The organism is Flavobacteriales bacterium TMED191 (assembly GCA_002171975.2).
GTDB lineage: Bacteria > Bacteroidota > Bacteroidia > Flavobacteriales > TMED113.
The window spans coordinates 1-20,783 of the sequence record NHIO02000042.1 but is presented as its reverse complement, the minus strand read 5'-3'; the positions used below and the strand labels follow the sequence as shown (position 1 = coordinate 20,783).

The 20,783-nt window shown below is 28.8% G+C and carries 26 protein-coding genes and 1 pseudogene; 18 read left to right on the top strand and 9 right to left on the bottom strand.

The window, feature by feature from the left end:
- The first annotated feature begins 33 nt into the window (after nt 1-33).
- From CBD51_005080 to fabD, 5 genes are read left to right on the top strand one after another with little or no spacing between them, the layout of a single operon-like run.
- Entirely contained in the window at nt 34-1,014 is a 981-nt protein-coding gene (locus tag CBD51_005080; protein ID RPG58463.1) for a M23 family metallopeptidase, read from the top strand.
- Complete coding sequence (locus CBD51_005075) at nt 1,015-1,344, top strand: MerR family transcriptional regulator (protein RPG58462.1); 330 nt, start codon at nt 1,015-1,017, stop codon at nt 1,342-1,344. It abuts the gene before it with no gap.
- Nucleotides 1,345-1,346: 2 nt separating this feature from the next.
- On the top strand, nt 1,347-1,754 hold the full coding sequence (locus CBD51_005070) for a 6-carboxytetrahydropterin synthase (GenBank protein ID RPG58461.1): 408 nt from the start codon (nt 1,347-1,349) through the stop codon (nt 1,752-1,754).
- A gap of 12 nt (nt 1,755-1,766) precedes the next feature.
- A complete protein-coding gene (locus CBD51_005065) occupies nt 1,767-2,699 on the top strand; it encodes a GTP cyclohydrolase I FolE2 (GenBank protein ID RPG58460.1) in 933 nt (310 codons plus the stop codon).
- Nucleotides 2,700-2,739: 40 nt separating this feature from the next.
- Nucleotides 2,740-3,624: a [acyl-carrier-protein] S-malonyltransferase gene (gene fabD, locus CBD51_005060; GenBank protein RPG58459.1), complete on the top strand. Its 885-nt coding sequence runs from the start codon at nt 2,740-2,742 to the stop codon at nt 3,622-3,624.
- Here the strand turns inward: fabD and rfbB are convergent.
- Entirely contained in the window at nt 3,614-4,591 is a 978-nt protein-coding gene (rfbB, locus tag CBD51_005055; GenBank protein ID RPG58458.1) for a dTDP-glucose 4,6-dehydratase, read from the bottom strand. The two genes, fabD and rfbB, sit on opposite strands and share 11 nt — an antisense overlap.
- A 75-nt stretch (nt 4,592-4,666) precedes the next feature.
- Here rfbB and CBD51_005050 point away from each other — a divergent pair, with 75 nt between their 5' ends.
- The 3 genes from CBD51_005050 to CBD51_005040 are packed head-to-tail and all read left to right on the top strand — an operon-like array spanning nt 4,667 to nt 9,160.
- A complete protein-coding gene (locus tag CBD51_005050) occupies nt 4,667-5,416 on the top strand; it encodes a hypothetical protein (protein ID RPG58457.1) in 750 nt (249 codons plus the stop codon).
- Nucleotides 5,417-5,427: 11 nt separating this feature from the next.
- On the top strand, nt 5,428-6,696 hold the full coding sequence (locus CBD51_005045) for a hypothetical protein (GenBank protein ID RPG58456.1): 1,269 nt from the start codon (nt 5,428-5,430) through the stop codon (nt 6,694-6,696).
- 25 nt (nt 6,697-6,721) lie between these two features.
- Complete coding sequence (locus tag CBD51_005040) at nt 6,722-9,160, top strand: T9SS C-terminal target domain-containing protein (protein ID RPG58455.1); 2,439 nt, start codon at nt 6,722-6,724, stop codon at nt 9,158-9,160.
- Nucleotides 9,161-9,214: 54 nt separating this feature from the next.
- On the opposite strand, the gene CBD51_005035 is transcribed toward CBD51_005040, so the two are convergent.
- The gene (locus CBD51_005035) at nt 9,215-9,796 is read right to left on the bottom strand and encodes a tRNA-(ms[2]io[6]A)-hydroxylase (GenBank protein RPG58454.1); all 582 of its coding nucleotides are present in this window, start codon (nt 9,794-9,796) and stop codon (nt 9,215-9,217) included.
- Between the two features lie 94 nt (nt 9,797-9,890).
- On the opposite strand from CBD51_005035, the gene CBD51_005030 reads away from it, so the two are divergent.
- The 9 genes from CBD51_005030 to CBD51_004990 all read left to right on the top strand — a co-directional run bounded on the left by CBD51_005030 (nt 9,891) and on the right by CBD51_004990 (nt 16,724).
- A complete protein-coding gene (locus CBD51_005030; GenBank protein RPG58453.1) occupies nt 9,891-10,646 on the top strand; it encodes a hypothetical protein in 756 nt (251 codons plus the stop codon).
- Nucleotides 10,647-10,650: 4 nt separating this feature from the next.
- Entirely contained in the window at nt 10,651-11,232 is a 582-nt protein-coding gene (locus tag CBD51_005025) for a hypothetical protein (protein ID RPG58452.1), read from the top strand.
- A gap of 3 nt (nt 11,233-11,235) precedes the next feature.
- Entirely contained in the window at nt 11,236-11,799 is a 564-nt protein-coding gene (locus tag CBD51_005020) for a hypothetical protein (protein ID RPG58451.1), read from the top strand.
- A gap of 9 nt (nt 11,800-11,808) precedes the next feature.
- Nucleotides 11,809-12,651 carry a hypothetical protein gene (locus CBD51_005015; protein RPG58450.1) on the top strand — a complete coding sequence of 281 codons (843 nt, stop codon included), beginning with the start codon at nt 11,809-11,811 and terminating at the stop codon, nt 12,649-12,651.
- Nucleotides 12,652-12,718: 67 nt separating this feature from the next.
- Nucleotides 12,719-13,435: a hypothetical protein gene (locus tag CBD51_005010; protein ID RPG58449.1), complete on the top strand. Its 717-nt coding sequence runs from the start codon at nt 12,719-12,721 to the stop codon at nt 13,433-13,435.
- 2 nt (nt 13,436-13,437) lie between these two features.
- Nucleotides 13,438-14,037, top strand: coding sequence for a YigZ family protein (locus CBD51_005005; protein ID RPG58448.1), 600 nt, complete (start codon nt 13,438-13,440; stop codon nt 14,035-14,037).
- Nucleotides 14,034-14,321, top strand: coding sequence for a DUF3817 domain-containing protein (locus tag CBD51_005000; GenBank protein RPG58447.1), 288 nt, complete (start codon nt 14,034-14,036; stop codon nt 14,319-14,321). The genes CBD51_005005 and CBD51_005000 overlap by 4 nt, the downstream gene beginning before the upstream one ends.
- Nucleotides 14,322-14,367: 46 nt before the next feature.
- A complete protein-coding gene (locus CBD51_004995; GenBank protein ID RPG58446.1) occupies nt 14,368-15,765 on the top strand; it encodes a hypothetical protein in 1,398 nt (465 codons plus the stop codon).
- Nucleotides 15,762-16,724: a hypothetical protein gene (locus CBD51_004990; protein RPG58445.1), complete on the top strand. Its 963-nt coding sequence runs from the start codon at nt 15,762-15,764 to the stop codon at nt 16,722-16,724. Before CBD51_004995 ends, CBD51_004990 begins: the two co-directional genes overlap by 4 nt.
- An 83-nt stretch (nt 16,725-16,807) precedes the next feature.
- On the opposite strand, the pseudogene CBD51_004985 reads toward CBD51_004990, so the two are convergent.
- A pseudogene (locus tag CBD51_004985) lies at nt 16,808-17,185 on the bottom strand (DoxX family protein).
- Between the two features lie 59 nt (nt 17,186-17,244).
- On the opposite strand from CBD51_004985, the gene CBD51_004980 reads away from it, so the two are divergent.
- Nucleotides 17,245-17,574: a TraR/DksA family transcriptional regulator gene (locus tag CBD51_004980; protein ID RPG58444.1), complete on the top strand. Its 330-nt coding sequence runs from the start codon at nt 17,245-17,247 to the stop codon at nt 17,572-17,574.
- A gap of 4 nt (nt 17,575-17,578) precedes the next feature.
- Here the strand turns inward: CBD51_004980 and CBD51_004975 are convergent, their stop codons facing one another.
- Genes CBD51_004975 through CBD51_004950 form a run of 6 tightly spaced genes read right to left on the bottom strand, consistent with a single transcriptional unit; the run spans nt 17,579 to nt 20,742 of the window.
- Nucleotides 17,579-18,658 carry a deoxyribodipyrimidine photolyase gene (locus tag CBD51_004975; GenBank protein RPG58443.1) on the bottom strand — a complete coding sequence of 360 codons (1,080 nt, stop codon included), beginning with the start codon at nt 18,656-18,658 and terminating at the stop codon, nt 17,579-17,581.
- A complete protein-coding gene (locus CBD51_004970) occupies nt 18,655-19,137 on the bottom strand; it encodes a hypothetical protein (protein ID RPG58442.1) in 483 nt (160 codons plus the stop codon). Before CBD51_004970 ends, CBD51_004975 begins: the two co-directional genes overlap by 4 nt.
- Nucleotides 19,134-19,556, bottom strand: coding sequence for a hypothetical protein (locus tag CBD51_004965; GenBank protein RPG58441.1), 423 nt, complete (start codon nt 19,554-19,556; stop codon nt 19,134-19,136). The genes CBD51_004970 and CBD51_004965 overlap by 4 nt, the downstream gene beginning before the upstream one ends.
- 19 nt (nt 19,557-19,575) lie before the next feature.
- On the bottom strand, nt 19,576-20,097 hold the full coding sequence (locus tag CBD51_004960; protein ID RPG58440.1) for a glutathione peroxidase: 522 nt from the start codon (nt 20,095-20,097) through the stop codon (nt 19,576-19,578).
- Nucleotides 20,094-20,552, bottom strand: coding sequence for a hypothetical protein (locus tag CBD51_004955; protein ID RPG58439.1), 459 nt, complete (start codon nt 20,550-20,552; stop codon nt 20,094-20,096). Before CBD51_004955 ends, CBD51_004960 begins: the two co-directional genes overlap by 4 nt.
- Entirely contained in the window at nt 20,530-20,742 is a 213-nt protein-coding gene (locus tag CBD51_004950) for a hypothetical protein (protein ID RPG58438.1), read from the bottom strand. Before CBD51_004950 ends, CBD51_004955 begins: the two co-directional genes overlap by 23 nt.
- Nucleotides 20,743-20,783: the final 41 nt, after the last annotated feature.

Sequence of the window (20,783 nt, the reverse complement as noted above, 5' to 3'; positions counted from 1 at the left end):
ATGTTTCAACTAAACTAATTTTTGATAATAAAAATGATTAATAAAAAATCAACATATTATTACGATGAAAAAAGCTTAAGCTTTAAAGAAATTAAATCACAAGAAATTTGGGGCTTTGCATCTTTTAAATATCTAATAAGTTCATTAGTTATTGCGTCTATTATTTCATTTCTGTTTGTTTCAATTGTTGATTCCCCAAAGGAAAAAAAACTTAAACGTGAAATTTCTAATTTAGAGCTGCAATATAAATCTATGCAGAAGCAACTAAATAATGCAGAATTAGTTCTAGATAATATTCAACAGCGTGATGACAATATTTATCGTATGATATTTGGTATTGAACCCATTGACAGTTCAATAAGAAAAGCTGGTTTTGGTGGAACAAATAGATATAAACAATTTGAAGGTTATAATTATTCAGACTTAGTCATTGAGACTAAAAAGAGTATTGATAAACTAAAAAAACAAATATTTATTCAATCTAAATCATTTGACGAAGTAATTGATTTAGCAAAAAATAAAGCAAAGATGCTAGCAAGTATTCCTGCTATTCAACCAGTATCAAATGAAAATCTAAAAAGAATGGCTTCTGGATATGGACTAAGAATAGACCCTATATATAAAACAAAGAAATTCCACTATGGCATGGACTTTTCTGCACCAATAGGAACACCAATATATGCTACTGGCGACGGTACTATTGAAAAAATAAAAAGATCAAGAAGTAAAAAAGATTATGGGAATTACATATTAATTAATCATGGTTATGATTACCAAAGTTTCTATGCTCACCTAGACAAAGTATTGGTAAGTAAAGGTCAAAAAGTTAAAAGAGGGGACTTAATTGGACATGTTGGCAATACAGGTAAATCGACTGCTCCTCATCTGCATTATGAAATACGCTATAAAAAACAAAAAATAAATCCTGTAAATTTTTATCATAGTGACTTGAGTCCAGAAGAATACGAACAAATGTTAAATATTGCATCTCAAGAAAATCAATCTTTTGACTAAATGAATTTAGAAGAGCGAAAATTATATTACTCAATAGGTGAAGTAGCCAAAAAGCTAAATGTAAACAACTCACTAATTAGGTTTTGGGAGAAAGAATTTGATATTATAAAACCAAAAAAAAATTCAAGAGGAAATCGAATTTTTACCAAAAATGATTTAGATAATATTTTTCTAATTCACCATTTATTGAAAGAAAAAAAATTTACAATTGCAGGCGCAAAAAAGAAAATTCGTGAAAATAAACATGGAATTAAAAAAAATTATGAAATAATTCAAAATTTAAAAAAAATAAGACATCAATTAGTTGATATTAGAGAAGAATTAAAATAAAAATTATGTATATAACAAGAAGAGAGCGGTTTTCTGCATCTCATAGACTATTTAACCAAAATTTATCTCAAGAAGAAAATCAAAATTTATTTGGAAAATGTTACAATTTACATGGTCATAATTATGAAATTTTTGTAACTGTATCGGGATCAATAAAACCACACTCAGGATTTATAGTTGACTTAAAGGATTTAAAAAAAATAATCAGAGAAAAAGTCATAAATAAAGTTGATCATGCCTACATTAATGAAGTAGATTTTATGCAAAATCAAATTACAACTACAGAAAATTTATGCATACAAATTTGGAAAGAACTAACGCATCCAATTGAATTACTAGGTGCAAAACTTTACAAAATAAAAATTAGTGAAACTGAAAATAATTTTTTTGAATACTATGGTCAAAACTAATGAATATAAAAAATGAATACTAGAGATAGAACATACGACTCAAATTACAAGCCAACTAAAAAAGAAATAAATAGTTTTCCCGATATTCAAAATGGGCCAGAGTCTCTAATTCGTGGATCCGCAGTAGAGATTCAACAAGTTGGAACTCACAATTTTAAATTGCCACTGAAGTACAAAAAAAGAAATGGTGATGTTATTGAACTTGAAACAAAAATCACAGGGACAGTTTCTCTAGAAGCGCATAAAAAAGGTATTAATATGTCACGAATTATAAGATCTTTTTATGATTTTAAAGATGATTTTATCTTTGAAAAGATTGAAGATATTTTATTAAAATATAAAAATGATTTAGACTCATTTAATGCGAAAATTGGGTTAAACTTTTCATATCCAATCATGATACCCTCTCTTAGGTCAAATAATCAAGGATATCAATACTATAATGTTTCTTTAGAAGGTAGTATGACTAATAATGGTATTTTTAAAAAAATTCTTCACTTTGATTTTGTATACTCCTCTGCCTGTCCGTGCTCCTATGAATTAGCTGAATACGCCAGAATGCAGAGAAATAAAGCAACCGTAACTCACTCTCAAAGGTCAGTTGCTAGAATTTCAATAGAATTTGACCAAATAATTTGGATTGAAGACTTACATCAAATTTGCACAAATGCTCTTCACACGGAAACACAAGTAATAGTAAAACGAGAAGATGAAATGGCATTTGCTGAACTCAATGGCGCTTATCTTAAATTTGTTGAGGACGCAGCCAGACTTTTATATGAACAATTAATTAAGGACAAAAGAGTAAAAGATTTTAGAGTAATTTGCTCCCACCAAGAGTCTCTACATTCTCATGATGCAATCTCTGTTATTTTAGCTCCAAAGAGTAAGTTCAGTAGTGAAATTTCACATGAATTCTGGTCTAGTTTAATTCATAAATCATAAAAATTAAGGAAGAAATTAACTATCAAAAATTAAATTAATAATGAACGCATATATATTTCCAGGTCAAGGATCTCAATTTCCAGGAATGGGAAAAGACTTATATGAATCTAATAAAAATGCTAGGCACTTATTTCAAAAAGCAAACAAAATTGTAAATTTTGATATTTGCAAATTAATGTTTGAAGGAACTGAAAATGATTTAAAACAAACTAATGTCACTCAACCTGCAATATTTATTCATTCTACAATTTTAGCTAATTGCCTTGACAGTTTCAAGCCAGAAATGGTTGCGGGTCACTCTTTAGGTGAATTTTCTGCACTTGTGGCAGCACGATCAATTTCTTTCGAAGATGGATTAAATCTTGTTATGCTACGTGCAAACGCAATGCAAATTGCTTGTCAACAAGAAGATTCTACTATGGCTGCTATTATTGGACTAGAATCTGAGACAATTCATGAGGTCTGTCATGATCAAAGTGGTGTTGTTGTCATAGCAAATTATAATTCTCCAAGTCAAATTGTTATTTCTGGAGAAACTAAAGCAGTCGAAAGTTCGTGTGAAAAACTAACAAAACTAGGAGCTAAAAGAGCTATTATATTATCTGTAGGAGGTGCCTTTCACTCTCCAATTATGAATTCAGCTAAAGATTCGTTACAATCAGCAATCAATAATACTTGTTTTGAAAAACCAATTTGTCCTATTTATCAAAATGTTTGTGCAAGAGCTACATCCGATAAGAAAGATTTAAAGATGAACTTAATAGAACAACTAACAAAACCTGTAAAATGGTACCAAACAATTGAAAATATGATAAGTGATGGAGCTAGTCAATTTTATGAAGTTGGTCCAGGGAATGTGCTTTTAGGATTAAACAGAAGAATTAATAGAGCAATACCATCACTAAAGGTTACCATTAACAATTAGCTAAATACCACTCAACTGTATATAATAAAGATTTTTTAAAATCAAACCTTGGTGTCCATGACAACTGATCTTGAAGTTTTGAAAAATTAATTGCATAACGCATATCATGACCCAACCTATCAGAAACAAAAGAAATTAACTCTTTAGGGCTCGGATGTATTTTTTTCTCAAAACATATATCGCATATATGATGAACTAAATCCAAGTTGGTAATTTCATTATTTGCCCCTATGTTATATGTTTCTCCACTTGGACCATTATGAAATATAATATCAATTGCCTCAACATGATCCTGAACATACAACCAATCTCTTATATTATTACCTGTACCGTAAATTGGAATGCTTTTATTATTCAAAATTGACATTAGTATTGTAGGAATAAACTTTTCTTTGTGTTGATGAGGACCGTAATTATTAGAGCAATTTGTGATAACTGAATCAATCTCATAAGTTCTATGATACGCTCTAATAAAATGATCAGATGATGCTTTTGACGCTGCATATGGTGAATTGGGTGCATATGGGAAACTTTCATCAAAAGGCACGTCATTTACATTTAAATCACCATAAACTTCATCAGTAGAAACATGATGAAATCTACCTAAAGAGACTTGCTTAAAAGCATCTAATAAGTTTATGGTTCCTAAAATATTTGTTTCAGCAAAAACTAAGGGATTAACAATAGAATTATCTACATGAGATTCTGCAGCTAAATGAATTACATCAGATATTTGATTATTAATAAAAAAATCTATTAAATCATTTCGATTTCTTATATCTATTTGATGAAAAAAATAATTAGGATGCGAGACTAAATCCTTAGTAAAGTCTTTATTAGCAGCATATGTTAAACTATCAAGTCCATGAATTATATAATTTGGATATTTACAAACAAAATGTTTTATCAGATGAGAGCCAATAAAGCCAGATTCTCCTGTTATTAATATTTTTTTTAATTTATTCATTATTATTAATAATAAATATATTACTAAATATAAATTAAAATACATTGATACGAACTTTTTAATTAATTTTGATTTATGTATCGACACCTGATTTTCACTATTTTATTTACCAGTATAATTTTTTGTCAAGAAAATAATGACAAAATAAAAAATGAAAATCTGATATTTTTCTCCTTAAATCATTCTATTCAATTTCCTAGAGGTGATCTTGCAAAAAGATTTGGTAGCAATTCTGATGTAAGTGGAACTTTCATGTACAAAACACAAAAAAACATAATATTTAATGTAGAATCTGGATTCTTATTTGGCAATAATGTAAAGAATAATGCTTTATTTAATGCTATTGATGGAGATAATGGATCTTTGATTAGTCAAAATGGTGAAATTCCAACAATTAGATTGTTTCAAAGAGGAGGTCACATAGATTTTAATATTGGCAAGTATATTAAACTAAAAAAGAAAAACAGTGATTCAGGTATTCTCATTTCAGTTGGTATGGGCTATCTATACCATAAAATATTTATTGAAACATTAACAGTACAACTTCCACAGTTAAGTGAAGAATTATTAAAGGGATATGACAGATTATCAGCAGGTATTGCAACTAAACAGTTTATTGGATATCTACATTTTAGCAAAAAAAATAATATCAGATATTTAATAGGTCTAGAATCAATACAAGGTTTTACTCAGAGTTTAAGAGGCTATAATTACAATACTCAAAGTATCGACAACTTGAAAAGAAAAGATTATTTATTTGGTCTAAAAACTGGCTTTATAATTCCAATTAATCAAAGAAAAGTAGAAAGATACTATATTTATTAATTTGAATTAAGATGTATAATACTTTTGTAAAAAGCATTTATTTTTTATCAAAAATACCCTGGGTTTTTCCGCTCAGGTTCAAACTTTGGTTCAAAGAACAAAATAAAATATTTACAAATATTAAAAAAAATCAACACAAAACCATCTGGATACATTGTTCTTCTCTAGGGGAATATGAGTTTATCAAATCCTTAATTCCTGAACTAAAAAAAATTAACTCAAAAATACATTTGACCTTTTTTTCTTCATCAGGCTACGATAACTTTAATGATTTTAATTTAGTTGAAAGTATGTCATATTTACCTTTTGATATAAAATCAAAGATGAGTTCTTTTATTAACCATATAAACCCATCATTAGTACTCATTTCTCAAAATGATGTTTGGCCTAACATGATTAAAGTACTTAGAAACAAAAAAATCCCAATAATTTTAATTGGATGCAAATTACATCCTTTAAAAGTAAATAATTGGATAAGACAAATCTATTATAAAAAATATTATAAATTAATTACATCTATATTTTGTTTAGATAAGTTTACGATGAATAAATTAAATAATCTAAATATTAATAACACCTTACTAATTAACAATATAAGAATCAATCAAATTGTAAAGGATTCATGTCAAAAATTTGATGATGAAAAAATTACTAATTTCATTAAAAATGATAAAGTTATAATATATGGAAGTACAGAAGAAGATGACTACCCTGTAATAATTAATTTCATTAAAGAAAACAAAGATCTAAAACACATCATAATTCCTCACGAAATCAACGATTTTACTATTAAAAAATTAATGCAACTTTTTTTACCCTCAATGAGTCTTTATTCGAAAATAAATAGAAAAAAAACTAATCCTAATATTCTAGTAGTCGATACTTTTGGTATTCTTAAACATCTATATAAATATACTAACATATCATATGTAGGCGGAGGATTTAATAAAGGGATTCATAATATACTAGAACCAGCAATACATGGTAACACTATATTATTTGGACCCAAACATATACAATTTAAAGAAGCTAATTACTTTATAAAACATAAAATAGCTGTAAGCATAAAAAATTCATCTGAATTTAATAAGTTCTTAAAACTCCATCTTAATAGTAAGCAAAATAGTAAGCAAACAAAAAAATATCGACGAAAGGTGGTATCTAATTATATTATAAAAAATCAACAAAATCCTATTGAAATTATAACTAAAATAAAAGCTGTGATAAATAAATCAATTCCTGATTTCAGAATGATTGTTCTTTTTTGTATCTTTATTTAAGATAACATATATAATTTTATAACAGATGGCAAGAGTTTTATTTTTTTCAATTTTTATAGTTTATTTCAACAATATATACGCTCAAACAGACATTGTTGGCGGAGTGGATGCTAATATCCAGGAATATCCATACCAAGTGGCTCTAGGTGGAGCTGGCTGGGGTGGTGGTTTTAGTGCATACTGCGGTGCATCAATAATTAATGAATACTGGATTCTTACTGCAGCACATTGTGTTCAAGGCGAGTCAGCTAACAGTACATCTATTAGGTGCGGAAGTGATTCATATTACGCACAAGGAGGAACAGTGTACGATGCTGCTGAAATAATTTCACATCCAAATTATAACTCTAACAGCATGAATAACGATATTGCTCTTATTCGTTTAGAAAATCCTATAACATTCAATAATAATACTCAACCTGTTGTACTAATGTGTGACCAACAAGTTGCATTGGGAGTTGAAGACCCTGGACAAATGTCGTGGATTTCGGGATGGGGAAATACTGAAGGAACTACAAACTCATCACAATTACAAGTTGTGGATGTTCCAATTACAACACAATCTAATTACGGTGGAAATCAAATTGATGCAGATATGATAATGGCTGGATATCCTGATGGAGGCTATGATTCATGCCAAGGCGATAGTGGAGGTCCAATGGTCGTATTAGCTGCGGATGGCGAAACATTTCTACAATCTGGAGTAGTAAGCTGGGGATATGGTTGTGCTGAGGCTGGGTATCCTGGAGTATATGCTCGAGTTTCGTATTTTATTGATTGGATATGTGAAAATACTGACGGTGCAGTATGTCCTAATCAAAGTGCATTTTGCGACTCTGATGCTGTATTTGGATGTACAGATACAACTGCTATAAATTTTAACTCAAATGCAACTGTAAATGATGGATCCTGCGAGTATCAATGTGATAATAATGTTGAATTATCATTACAACTAGATTGTTATGGTGAAGAGATAAGCTGGGAAATAACAAATGAAAATGGAACAACTGTAGCTTCAGTAAGTGCAGGCACATATCCAGGTGGAAGCTCATCTGCATCAATGGAAGAAGGAGGTAGCCTTCAAGAAGAAGAAATATGCTTAAGTGCAGGATGCTATACGTTTACAATAACAGATAGTTATGGAGATGGACTCGCTGGATCACAATGGTCATGTACAGTAGATGGAGCTCCATTTTCAATGATCGATCAAGATGGAGGTATTCTCTTTCAAGAAAATGATGCATTATTTGGTGGATGTGAATCGCTTGGAGATGAATCACTATATGACGGAACACCATGTTCTGAGTCTTATAACTTCTGTGTAAGTATTGGAGACCCAGTCTATGGATGTACAGACGCTGAAGCAGATAATTATAATCCAGATGCTAATACAAGTGATGATTCTTGTGAATATCTTGGATGCACCGATGAAAACTATATAGAATTTGATGCAAACGCAAATGTTGATGATGGTTCATGTATTAACCTGATAGTTGAAGGATGTACAGATACAAATGCGGACAATTATAATCCAAATGCTAATACTGACGATGGTTCGTGTACTTATGCATACGAATGGGCTCCATGTAGCAACCAAATATGGTTTGAAGGTTTTGAAAATTACAGTACTGGAAATATAGACACGCAAACATCTGAATGGTTTGGATGGGATAACACAAACTCTGGTGCAGATATAAGTAGTCCTGGATTTTATTCTGGATCACAATCCATTCTTATTGAACAAGATGACGATGTGATACATGAATTTGGAGAGTTAAACAGTGGTTCTGGTGAACTAATATTTTATATAAATATACCTTCTAATAATAATGCTGGGGGGTATTTTAACATTCTTCATGACTATAACGCCGCTGAATCAAATTGGGCTTTTGAAGTATTCTTTGCATCTAATGAATCGGGTGAAGCTTCGTATGTCTCAGCGGATACTGATGTTCAATTTGACACACAATACGATAAGTGGGTAGAAATTAGACATGTTATAAATCTTGATACTGATAACATAGATTTTTACTACGATGGAAATCTAATCCACTCTTGGACCTTTAGTGATGGTTCATCTGAATCTTCAAATATATTAGGAGCATTAAACCTTTATGGCGCATGTGCAGGTAATGGTTGCGTTGCAACTATGCAAATAGATAATATTGAACTATGTGGAAACTTTAGTAATAATAATTTTGACCTTAGTGAAAATATTGCACCAAATTGGTTAGTACATCCAAATCCAAATAATGGAAATTTCGAGATTCTAATAAATAAAAATTTCAATAATATACATTTTGAATGCCATAATATATTAGGTGAAAAAATTTATGATAAAAAACTTGAAAATTACATCATGAATGACAAGCATGGTATATCACTAAATCAACCTCCTGGCACATATATTCTAAGTATTAGTGCTGATGAATACAAAGATGAAAAGATTATTATAATAAAATAATTTTAGACAAAAAATGATAGAGGGAGTATAGTGATACTCCCTCCTACTTATAAATTAGTGCATTCTATCTCCCCTTAATTTTATTCTCTCAAAAATCTCTAATTCAAAACTTAAATACTCATCCCATCTATTGCTGACATATGAATTTGGCTTATATAACTTAGCTAAATCCATAAATAGTCTATAATGTCCCGCTTCTGATATCATGAAGCTATGGTAAAATTTTTTCAAATAATCATCTTTTAGTTCTAAAGAAAGTAATCGGAAACGCTCACAACTCCTAGCTTCAATTAAAGCATTAGTTAATAATTTTTCAACAAGTACCTCTTCCCTATTGCCTTGTTTTTTTTGATATTTTAATAAAGCATTTACATATTCATCTTTTCGAGGGTATCCTAGTTGTAATCCTCTGTTATAAATTTCTTTTACAACCATAGAAAAATGACTCCACTCTTCAGCCACAATTGGAGTCAAAGCCTCCACTATAGGTTTTAAATCAGGATAAACAATTATTAAAGAAATACAAGAATTAGCTGCCTTTTGCTCACAATAGGCATGATCAGTTAGTATTTCACCTATATTTTTTTCTGCCAAATTTACCCATCTTGGATCAGTGGCCATTTTTAGATTTAACATGATTAAAATATTTATAATTTAAAGTAACTATATTTGTGATTAAACTACGTATATAATTGAAAAAATCACTAAATAATTAAAAACAACAGTTTTAATGATAAGGATTATATTAAAAAATAAATTACTAATTGGACTATATTCAATATTAATTCTATTTATAATTCAAGGGTGCCAAGAAACTATATATGGATGTACATATGAAGCTGCATGTAATTATAATCCAGACGCAACAATTGATGATGCTTCGTGTGACTACGCAATATGTTTTGGTTGTACAAATTTATGGGCATGTAATTATAATCCTGATGCAACCATTGATGATGCTTCATGTGAATTTGCGTTTGAGAATTTAGAACTATGGGAATTAGCATGGTGGGATTGTGATGGCAACTTCATAGACCATAGAGCACAATATATTGGTCAATGGGAATTTCACGTAGAACGTTATACTTCATATAACAGTGGTGAACCTGAATATGATTATTATCAATTCTATGTCGATAGTATTAAAAATGCAGATATGGAAGGTCTTGGTGGACTGACTAATAAAATAGAAGTTCCTTATAACTGGAGTAATGATTCATGGACTTTTTATATTAATGAATTCGGCGAGTTACAACCGGAAGAATGGGGTATGACAAATTATGATAATACTGCACTATTTAGCTTTTTTAGTGTTGAAAATAATTTTAATAACTTTTTAGAAATGGATATATCAAACTATTATGAAAGTCCAATAATAACAAATGATAGTTTATTATACATGAATATATCTCAAAGTTTCTACTCATGGTTGCCAGGGCAAAATAATTACCACACATATCAAGTATATGCTAAAAAGTTAAACTAAAAAAATGAAAAAAATAATCTTAATTTTAGGTGTATTAATTGGATGTGAAAATATTGAGGTGGGATGTATTTATCCTGATGCATGTAACTATAATATGAACGCAGAACAAGATGATGGGAGCTGCGAATATGAAAGCTGTGTAGATTGTATGGACGAAAATGCATGTAACTATAATGCTGAAGCTTTAATCGAAGACAATACCACCTGTATTTATCCTGAACCTTGGTTTGATTGCGAAGGAGAGAGTATTTTAAATCAATATGTTGGCGACTGGTTATTTACTCGTACTTCAGGTTATTCTAATCCCTATGAATCTGGATCTAATGAAACAACTTACATAGGCATTATTAGTCCAGGTACTAATTTTAATAAACTTTTTATTAGTACAGGTCAATATACGAACGGCGAATTCTTAATGGAAGAGTTCTTGGTAAGTGAAACAGGAGAAATTGAAGACTTTCAAAATGTATATTATTATAATTTTGATGGATATTTTACCGGTGACTCCCTAGTTTATTTAACTGGTGCAAATGGTTCTCCATTTCAGTCATCATCGTTTACCTGCTATGGACAAAAAATAAACTAAATCATGAAAAAAATTTTAAAAATTATTATCATTTTTTTAATAATTGTACCTGTATTTTTTTTCTCAATAATACTTTTTGATGATGGGGTCATTGAATACGAGGAAACAATAACTATTGAAGCACCTACACAAACTATAGATTCTTTTATTGGAAATATATATAATATGAAACAATATATGACTGGTGACTTTGATATTGTTTTAATCAAAGGAGAGCATCAAAAATCAAATGCAATATATAATATCATATGGAAAATAGATACAGATTCCATGACCATGCAAGCTACATTATTAAATAATAATCTACCCGACAGCATCTCATACTTATACGAGACAAAGGGTTTAAAAAACACGATGACACAAAAACACAATCTAACATCTAATAATCATACGCAAATTATTAATAAACAAAAATTTGAATTCTATGGAGTAATGAAAATATTAAAATTTCTTAATATAAAGGGTTTTAAAAAAAGTGATTTTCAAAATCAAAGTAAAATTTATCTAAATGAATTTAAATTATTTATTGAAAATGAAGCAATACCTAACAAAATTATTAAATCCTAAATAACTAATATGAAGAAATTTATACTCATTATTTTCTGCTTGCCCTTATTCACTTTTTCACAATCTAATCAAATATATATTGATGGTTATTTTGAGGATTGGGTCAATATAAATAACTATACAGATTCCAATGACGACATTCAATCTGGTGCTGACTTCATCAATGTCTCTGTAACAAATGACAATAAATACTTATATGTTAAATTTGAAACTGCTGAAGAAATTGATTTATCTGATGGAAACTATGACATAGAACTATTAATTGACACTGATAATAATAATAAAACTGGGTGGAGCCCTGGATTTAATGATAATATTGGAGCTGAATTAGGTATTATGTTTAACCAAAGATTTTTCTGGTATAATATACCTGAAAAAGATTTACAATTATCACTTTATGATATGGATATTTACCCTGCTCCGACCGTAACTTCTAATAAATTTGAAATTGCTATCGCATTAGATTCCAAGTACAATAAACAAATTTTATTACCTAATTCTGAAATCCGAATTCAATTAACAGACTGGATCTCCAATGACCATATTCCAAATAATAACTCTGAGATTATTTACACGATACAGCTAAATAATCAAAATTATTCACAAATACCAATTCTAAAAGAAAATGAGAGTTCTATTAGACTAACTGCATATAATGTTCTTAATAATGGATTTAATAATGAAGAACGAGTAGATGGATTAAAAAACATCATAAAAGCTCTAAATTCTGATATTTTCGCATTTTCCGAATGTGGAAATACAACTACAAATTCTATAAAAAATATATTAGACGAAACTCTCAACCTAAATACCAACGAAGGTTGGTTTGTTATAAAAAAAAAATTGGGATGATTTAATTCTTGCATCAAGATTTCCCATTTTAGACCATTGGCCAAACGAAGATAATGGTATCCAAACAATGCATCCTTGTTTAATTGACCTACCGAATGATCAATATGCCAAAGACTTATTAGTTATAAATGCCCATATGAGTTGCTGTGGAAGTGATTCACTAAGACAAATACAAGCAGATGATTTTGTAAATTTCATTATAGATGCAAAATCTGAAGGAGGTATAATAGATTTAGAAGAAAACACACCCTTTGTTTTATGTGGAGATTTAAACTTAGTTGGTTATTCTCAACAGCTTACTACACTAAAAAGTGGTGAAATTGTAAATACTCAGCTATTTGGTCAAGGAGGTGGTATGAATTGGTCTAATAATAATCTAAAAGATCAAGTGTGCTGGAATACAGAACAACCTCTTTCATACACATGGAGAGACCTATATCCAAATGATGATATACCTGGAAGCTATCCCCATGGAAGATTAGATTTTATTATATTTTCGGATGATGTCATGTACGCAGAAAAATCTTTTTCTATTGATACAGAATTAATGAATCAACAAACATTAAATACACATAATCTATTTATAGATGATTCAAGATCTTCCGATCATCTAGCAATTACAACTGATTTTTCTATCGAAACATTATTATTAAATCAAATCAATAAACTTGAAAAAAAAAAAATAAGTCATTTTGATATTTTAGGAAGAGATAATAATGATAAAAAATTTATAATAGAAATCTATAACAATGGAGAAGTGGAGAAAAAATATTTAGTAAAATAAATATGTTGTTTGATGTAACATATAAAGAAATTAAAACCGAAACTAGTAGTGTCTACGTTGAAAGAGGAAGTAAATTCATCGCATATACCTTTCGTGTATATGATGAAAAAGAAGCCAAAACAAAAATAAATGAAATTAAAAAATCTGAGCCATCAGCAAATCATTATTGTTATGCCTATGTATTAAACCCTGACAAATCGAACTATAGGATTAATGATGATGGTGAACCAAAATCAACTGCAGGAAGACAAATTTATAAACAAATTCAAAAATTTCAATTAACAAATATTTTAATTGTTGTAGTACGTTATTTTGGTGGAATAAAACTAGGGATTCCTGGTCTAATTAGATGTTACAGCACTTCTGCTTTATTAGCAATTGAAAAAACCAAAATTTTAACAAAAGATATTGAAGAAAAATATTATTTACATTTTAGATATAATGAAATTAATGAAGTAATGAAATTAATGAAGGAATATAATTTAAGAATTATAGAAAAAAAATTTGATTCCAATTGTAAATTAACTTTTATGGTACCAAAAATAAAATCTAAAATCATAATAAAAAGAATTAAAGAAAATCATAAATTATCACTCTTATGACCTTTGCACAATTAAAATACTTGTTTAGGTGTTTAGCTTTTTTAGAGGGATTCTCTTTTATAGTTTTAGTTTTCATTGCTATGCCATTAAAGTATATTGGGCAAAATGAAATATTAGTTAAACTATTTGGTATGCCGCATGGAATATTATTTATTTTGTATGTAATTGCAGTGATACTATTAAAATCAAAAATGAAGTGGAATAAAATAACTACCGTTATATTACTAATTGCTTCTGTTATTCCATTTGGAACTTTCTACGTTGATTATAAATATTTAAAATAGTTTGAAAACTATATATTTGCATTGTATGTAATGCTAAAATTTAATAATGAGAACAATTTTAATTTTTTCCATCCTTTTAAATCAAATAATACTTTTAGGGCAATGTAAAGAGGGAGAATATCCTATTTCTATATCAACTACATCTGGAAATTGGGCTTATGAAATGTCATGGGGATTATGGGATTACAATACATGGATGAATGAAACAGTTGACCCAAATAATTCAATTGCTTATTTTCAAGGACAAAATAATTATGAAACAGTAATCTTTGAAGGGTGTATAGCAAATGAAGGATGTTATATTATACAGGGATATGACTCATATGGTGATGGTTGGAATGATGGTTATATTAGTGTAAATATAAATAATAACAAGTCTCCCGAGATGTATTCGATGGATGATGGAACATGGGAATACTGGGATTTTACAATAAATTCAAAATCATGTCAATGGGAAATTCCAGGCTGTACAGATCCCAATGCAACTAATTATAATAATCAAGCTACAATAGATAATGACTCTTGTATTGTTCCCAATTTTTTCGAATGGGACAATGAACAAAGAGAATATTTTCTATATATACCTGAAAATTTGCCCGCTAACGCTCCATTAGTTTTTGCATTACATGGTTATTGGGGTGAAGGAGCTGATATGTTAGGTCTTTTTGAAGAACAAGCGAATGAACATGGATTTATTGTTTGTTATCCCACTGGTCTACAGGATAATTATGGAAGTAATCACTGGAACGCTAATTTTAATGAAATCATGACCACTGTTGATGATGTAGGATTCTTAACCAATCTAGCTTATTATTTGCATGAAGAATATAGTCTAGATCCAAATAAAACATTTTCTTGCGGTATGTCCAATGGTGGATTTATGAGTTGGTCATTAGCTTGTCATGCCCCTGAAACATTTAAAGCCATTGCATCTGTAACTGGCACAATGAGTGGTCTTGATTGGGAAACATGTAATCCAAGTACCTTTATCCCTGTCATGCAGATTAGTGGCACTAATGATGATGTAGTTCCAATGGATGGTTCCATGGGCTATGTGTCTGACGGATGGGGAGGAGCCCCAGATATATATTCTATTATGAATCATTGGAGTAATTTGCATGGGTGCACAAATGAAGAAACAATTAATTTTGGATTTGACTATTCCACTGATGTTACTCAGTACTTTAGTTGTACTAGTAACACAACTACTGAATTAAGATTATACATTGCAAATGGCATGGGACATACATGGCCTAATTTTGCGGATGAACAAATATGGGATTTTTTTATGCAAATTGCAGCATGGCCTCTAGATTTAAACGAAGAATTTTCCAATAAAAAACTGATAAAAACAATTGACCTTCTAGGTAGGGAAACAAAAAATAATAATTTAAATATCGAGATCTACAACAATGGTATTATAAAAAAGAAATATAAATTATGATAAGAATTTTTAACATATTATTAATTATTCCTTTATTTTGTTTTACTCAAAATTATAATGGACCTGAAAGTATAGAATACAATTCTAATAATGGAAGTTACTACATTTCAAACTCTTACAATGGTCAAATTTTAGAGTTTGACAGTAATAACAATTTATCGGTTTTTGCCTCAAATTTAGTAAATGGACCACACGGCTTAGAAATTGTAGATAATATTTTATATGCATGTAGTGGGAGCCGATTAAAAGGATACGATTTAGAAAATGGCAATCAAGTTTTAAATTTTAATATTGGAGGAACTTTCCTTAATGGGATTACTCAATACTCCGATGGGTCAGGTTCTTATTTATTTTTAACCGACTTTACAGCAAGAAAATTATATAGATATAGAATTGAAGATGAGTGGATTTCATCTATATGTGATTTTCCTAGAAGTCCAAATGGTATTTTTCTTGACCCTATGTATAATAGCTTATATGTAGTAACTTGGGGAAATAATGCCGCAATTTATGAAGTTGATTTTACTACAGAGGAATTTTATACTGTCATAACAACTGATTTAAATAACTTAGATGGTATATCAATGGATGAATGTGGAAATTTCTTGATTTCTGCATGGAGTACAAATGCAATTCATAGATTTAACAATGATTTTTCTGAAAGTGAAATTATTATTAGTGGATTAAATAATCCAGCCGATATAATCTATAATCAATTAAATAATGTGATTGCTATTCCAAACTCAGGGAATAATACGGTTGATTTTGTTTCATATTCTCCTTTTGATGACCCTACTGCACTTTCTTGGTGGTGCAGTGACAATACTGATATAATAGAAAATCAAGAAAACATAAAGATTATTAAAACAATTGATTTATTAGGTAGAGAAACTAAATCAAAAGGTTTTAATATTGAAATCTATGAAGACGGCAGCGTTTTTAAAAAAAAAATATTTTAAAATAAAATCATACTGAAATATATAATTGTTATAATAGAACAGATAAAATATAAAAAATATGTTTTATAATTGTTATCAGCGGTTGCATGCCAATATGCTGTAATTATTAATAGAGGTTGAAATAACATACGAATAAATGCTTGTTGTTGAGTAATAGAACCGTATGCATCACGAGCTATGCTTGATGTAAATAAATAAACATTTGCAGGAAAAACAGCAATTAATAATAAAACTAAACCATAACCAGCGAATAAACGATATTTTTTAAATAATAATAAAAAGCCTAATAATACTTCAAAAAAACCACTCAGATATACTAATTCCAAATGATATGGAAAGTAAGGAGGCATAATATTTAAAAAAGGTTCAGGAGATATAAAATGCGCAAAACCAACACCAATATAAAATAAAGAAAATACTACAATAGTAATTTCTTTAAAAAAAATAAGCAATCTTCTCATAAACCTTACATCTAAATTTAGATGTGTAAAAATAATATAAAAGAAATTATATTTATAATATGAACAAAAGCGAATTAGAAAAAATTAAACATAAAATATCTCTAGAATTGCAAAACACTATTCAGTCGATTCGAAAATATAAAAAATTAACTCAACCAATAAGCCCTGAAAATGCTATAGGAAGAGTTTCTAGAATGGATGCAATAAATAATAAAAGTGTAGTAGAAGCAGCACTAAGAAAATCAGAAGAAAAATTAAAAAAACTTAAAATGGTGAAAAAAAATATTTCTAATAAAGATTTTGGAATTTGTATTAGATGCAAAACTCAGATTCCTATTGGAAGGCTGATGATTATACCAGAAAGCACTAAGTGTGTTAATTGTGCATAATTAACTAAAAACCAAGTATTTGCTTATTTGAATTCCAAAATTTAAAAAATGAGGAATAATAATTTTCATCTTGAAAAATCCAATCTCTATGATCCATATTCCCTCTATAGTGACTATTCAAAGGATGCTCTTTATAATAAATATTATCTACTGTAAAATCTTTCACTAAATTGTTAAAAGAACCAAAATAAAAATTAATTCCAGAAATATTTTTTGCCAACTCAATTGTGAAATTCATTGCCTTTTCACCAATAGGATAATCAATTAATATACCTGGCTCTATTAAAAAAACTCTGTTTGCATCTAAATCACATTTCCATTTAGGATCTACATTATAATAATTATATATCAAAAGTGGTTTTTCAAAGTCTAAATCAAATTGTTTAAAATTAATACTAGTTGTTTCTAAAATAGGTTGTTCAACTTCCTTTAATACAACAGGTGTATCAATTTTAGTTAATTGATCATAATCTATATCTAAAAATGTATTTTTTTGATTAGTATGGCAAAATAAATTAATATTAGATTGGTTAGCATAGTATTTTTTTGAGCTATTTGTTCCTGAAACCCATTGCCAACTCAACGCATTACTTCCCCAATCTCCNTCTAATAAATGATAATAAAACCATTGAGCAGGAATTTTCCAATGACATTTAGCAATATTACATATAATACTAGAAATATACATTCTAGCATGATTATGCACATAACCAGTTTCATATAAAGAGTTTACAGATTTATCAACTGCCTCGATTCCTGTTGAGGCGTTTAAAATCGATGTTGGTATTCCAAATTGTCGTACATCTAATTGTTTTCTTTTTATATCATTATTGATATTCTTGTATTTCCAAACAATTTGCCAGTAATCACGCCATGCAAGTTCTTGAATAAATTTCTCAAATTTAGTCAAGCTAGAATACTTAGATGATAAATGATCAACAATGATTTTTGTTGACAATAAGCCCCTGGATATATATGGGGACAACATTGATACGCTTCCATTAATAAAGTTTCTAGATTTAGCATAATTTGATAAATCTAGGTTATTAACTAATTGAAGAATTTGATGATAATCTGTTTTCATAAAATAATTTTATTATTTATCAAGTCCTTAAAAGTCAAAATATTTTCCTCAGAAAAAACTTTGTATTTATCAATGTTAAATATAAAAAGGTCATGATCCGTATCAGTTTTAATTATCTGTTTTTTTTTTAGAATAATGAAGGAATTGATATATTTTAAGACTTCCAATTTACCTATGTTATTTAAAAAATTATTTTTCTTCAAATAGCTAATTTTATCATATGTATAAGCGCTTTTTTTTCCTAATATTTTAACTAATTGCATATTTTTTTTATTTAGTAGTTGTAATACTACTAAACTAGTATAATTTAAATTAGAGTATGTTTTAGTGGTTTTATCAACAGCAATACAATATGTTTTTGGTGACAAACTAACAACAGAAACATAGGTGCATATATTCATATTAATATTACCACATTGATCTTCTGTAATCATGCTGTAAACTGGAACATCTATTAGATTCCAAGGTCTACGCATCACTTAAATGATAAATTAAGACTATACTGTGCTTTAAAATTTAGAAGGTTTTTAATAAATTTCAAATTCATAGTGTATTTGGAGTCCCTTCGAAATTTTAAAAAACTTCCATCGGAATGTATACTAAAATGTTTAGAATTAAAAATAGATAATTTATAATATGGAATTAACCATGATATGGTTTCATAATTTTTTATTGCAATTCTTATAAAAATCCCCTTTTCTCTCATTTCAATATTACCATAAAGCAAATTACTAGTTGGTTTTAAAAATTTGATAAAAACGTCACTATATTCATCAAGTATCATTCTATGAGAGCCACGCCCAATTGTTATGCTTTGCCAAAAGGAAAGCTTAGATCCTACAAGTTCATCTATTATCCTTTCCTTTTCTTTATCAAGGTATGTAGTATTTAAAATCAATTGAAAAAAATATTAATATCTATTTAATAAGTTTTGTAATATCACTGCTTAATGGCTTAATTCTACTTGGGAAATGACTAATCAATTCGCCTTTTTTGTTGACAAGAAACTTGTTAAAATTCCATTTTACTGAGAAGTCTCCAACTTTGTTAAGTTTTTTTTGTGTTAACCATTGATATACTGGATGTATATTATAGCCCCTTACCTTGACTTTTCTTGTCATTGGAAAGCTTACACCATAATTATTAATACAAAACTGCTTTATTTCTAATTCGTTTTTAGGTTCCTGATTAGCAAATTGATTGCAAGGAACTCCTAAAATAACAAGATTATCAAAATCTTCGCTTAATTGTTGTAAGTCTTCATACTGAGATGTGTAACCGCATTTAGATGCAACATTCACAATTAATACATTTTTACCTTTAAATTCCGAAAAAGAAATCAAATCGCCGTCAATACCTTCAATTGATAGATCGTAAAAGGATTGTGAAAAAACAATGCTACTACATAAAAAAATAAGATGTGATAATAATTTTGTCATGAGTTAAAAATTTGATTTAAAGTTTTATATCTATAATTGAAAATACTCTCGAGTTTTTTTCGTATAAATAAAGAATTAGCGATTACACCTAGTGGACCAAACGGGGCTTTATAAGTTATAATATCATTCATAAGTACTCCATTCTTATGTTCTTTAAAAAAATGTTGGTGATGCCACATTGTGTATGGACCTACTCTTTGTTCATCAATGAAAAATTTTTTTTCAGAGACATGAGTTATTTCTGTAACCCATGTTGTGGGTATAGATAGAATCGGAGAAACCTTATATGTTATTATCATACCTGCATACATTTTCTCTGGCAAATCAATAGAGGTTATATTAAAACCCATGTAAGGAGGAGTAATAAGCTTAAGGTTTCTTGGTGAAGAAACAAAACTCCATACCTTTTCAAGGTCGGCTTTTAAAAATTGTTCAGTTTTTAGTTGATGTATCATTTTTATTTACTCTAAAATATTCTAAGTCCTTTACTTTACTACTCGTATAATATGAATTTAAACCAACAACTCCAACTCCATCCTTAAAGTTATCTTGAAGAGATTCGTCCTTGCAATGAATAAGTTCTATTTCACCAATAACAAGGCATGTATTATTATATTTAATGGGTATTGAATCAATAAATTTCATGCCAATTTGAACACCGCAGTTATTTGACCATCATTATTAAT

Excerpts from the sequence above, each read along its gene's own strand:
- CBD51_005065 (RPG58460.1), top strand. The coding sequence starts at position 1,767 with ATGAATACTAGAGATAGAACATACGACTCAAATTACAAGCCAACTAAA.
- CBD51_005015 (RPG58450.1), top strand. The coding sequence starts at position 11,809 with ATGAAGAAATTTATACTCATTATTTTCTGCTTGCCCTTATTCACTTTT.
- CBD51_005005 (RPG58448.1), top strand. The coding sequence starts at position 13,438 with ATGTTGTTTGATGTAACATATAAAGAAATTAAAACCGAAACTAGTAGT.
- CBD51_005050 (RPG58457.1), top strand. The coding sequence starts at position 4,667 with ATGTATCGACACCTGATTTTCACTATTTTATTTACCAGTATAATTTTT.
- CBD51_005075 (RPG58462.1), top strand. The coding sequence starts at position 1,015 with ATGAATTTAGAAGAGCGAAAATTATATTACTCAATAGGTGAAGTAGCC.
- CBD51_004980 (RPG58444.1), top strand. The coding sequence starts at position 17,245 with ATGAACAAAAGCGAATTAGAAAAAATTAAACATAAAATATCTCTAGAA.
- CBD51_005030 (RPG58453.1), top strand. The coding sequence starts at position 9,891 with ATGATAAGGATTATATTAAAAAATAAATTACTAATTGGACTATATTCA.
- CBD51_004960 (RPG58440.1), bottom strand. The coding sequence starts at position 20,097 with ATGACAAAATTATTATCACATCTTATTTTTTTATGTAGTAGCATTGTT.
- CBD51_005080 (RPG58463.1), top strand. The coding sequence starts at position 34 with ATGATTAATAAAAAATCAACATATTATTACGATGAAAAAAGCTTAAGC.
- CBD51_004950 (RPG58438.1), bottom strand. The coding sequence starts at position 20,742 with ATGAAATTTATTGATTCAATACCCATTAAATATAATAATACATGCCTT.
- CBD51_005020 (RPG58451.1), top strand. The coding sequence starts at position 11,236 with ATGAAAAAAATTTTAAAAATTATTATCATTTTTTTAATAATTGTACCT.
- CBD51_005000 (RPG58447.1), top strand. The coding sequence starts at position 14,034 with ATGACCTTTGCACAATTAAAATACTTGTTTAGGTGTTTAGCTTTTTTA.
- fabD (RPG58459.1), top strand. The coding sequence starts at position 2,740 with ATGAACGCATATATATTTCCAGGTCAAGGATCTCAATTTCCAGGAATG.
- rfbB (RPG58458.1), bottom strand. The coding sequence starts at position 4,591 with ATGAATAAATTAAAAAAAATATTAATAACAGGAGAATCTGGCTTTATT.
- CBD51_004990 (RPG58445.1), top strand. The coding sequence starts at position 15,762 with ATGATAAGAATTTTTAACATATTATTAATTATTCCTTTATTTTGTTTT.
- CBD51_005045 (RPG58456.1), top strand. The coding sequence starts at position 5,428 with ATGTATAATACTTTTGTAAAAAGCATTTATTTTTTATCAAAAATACCC.
- CBD51_004995 (RPG58446.1), top strand. The coding sequence starts at position 14,368 with ATGAGAACAATTTTAATTTTTTCCATCCTTTTAAATCAAATAATACTT.
- CBD51_005035 (RPG58454.1), bottom strand. The coding sequence starts at position 9,796 with ATGTTAAATCTAAAAATGGCCACTGATCCAAGATGGGTAAATTTGGCA.
- CBD51_005040 (RPG58455.1), top strand. The coding sequence starts at position 6,722 with ATGGCAAGAGTTTTATTTTTTTCAATTTTTATAGTTTATTTCAACAAT.
- CBD51_005025 (RPG58452.1), top strand. The coding sequence starts at position 10,651 with ATGAAAAAAATAATCTTAATTTTAGGTGTATTAATTGGATGTGAAAAT.
- CBD51_005010 (RPG58449.1), top strand. The coding sequence starts at position 12,719 with ATGCATCCTTGTTTAATTGACCTACCGAATGATCAATATGCCAAAGAC.
- CBD51_004955 (RPG58439.1), bottom strand. The coding sequence starts at position 20,552 with ATGATACATCAACTAAAAACTGAACAATTTTTAAAAGCCGACCTTGAA.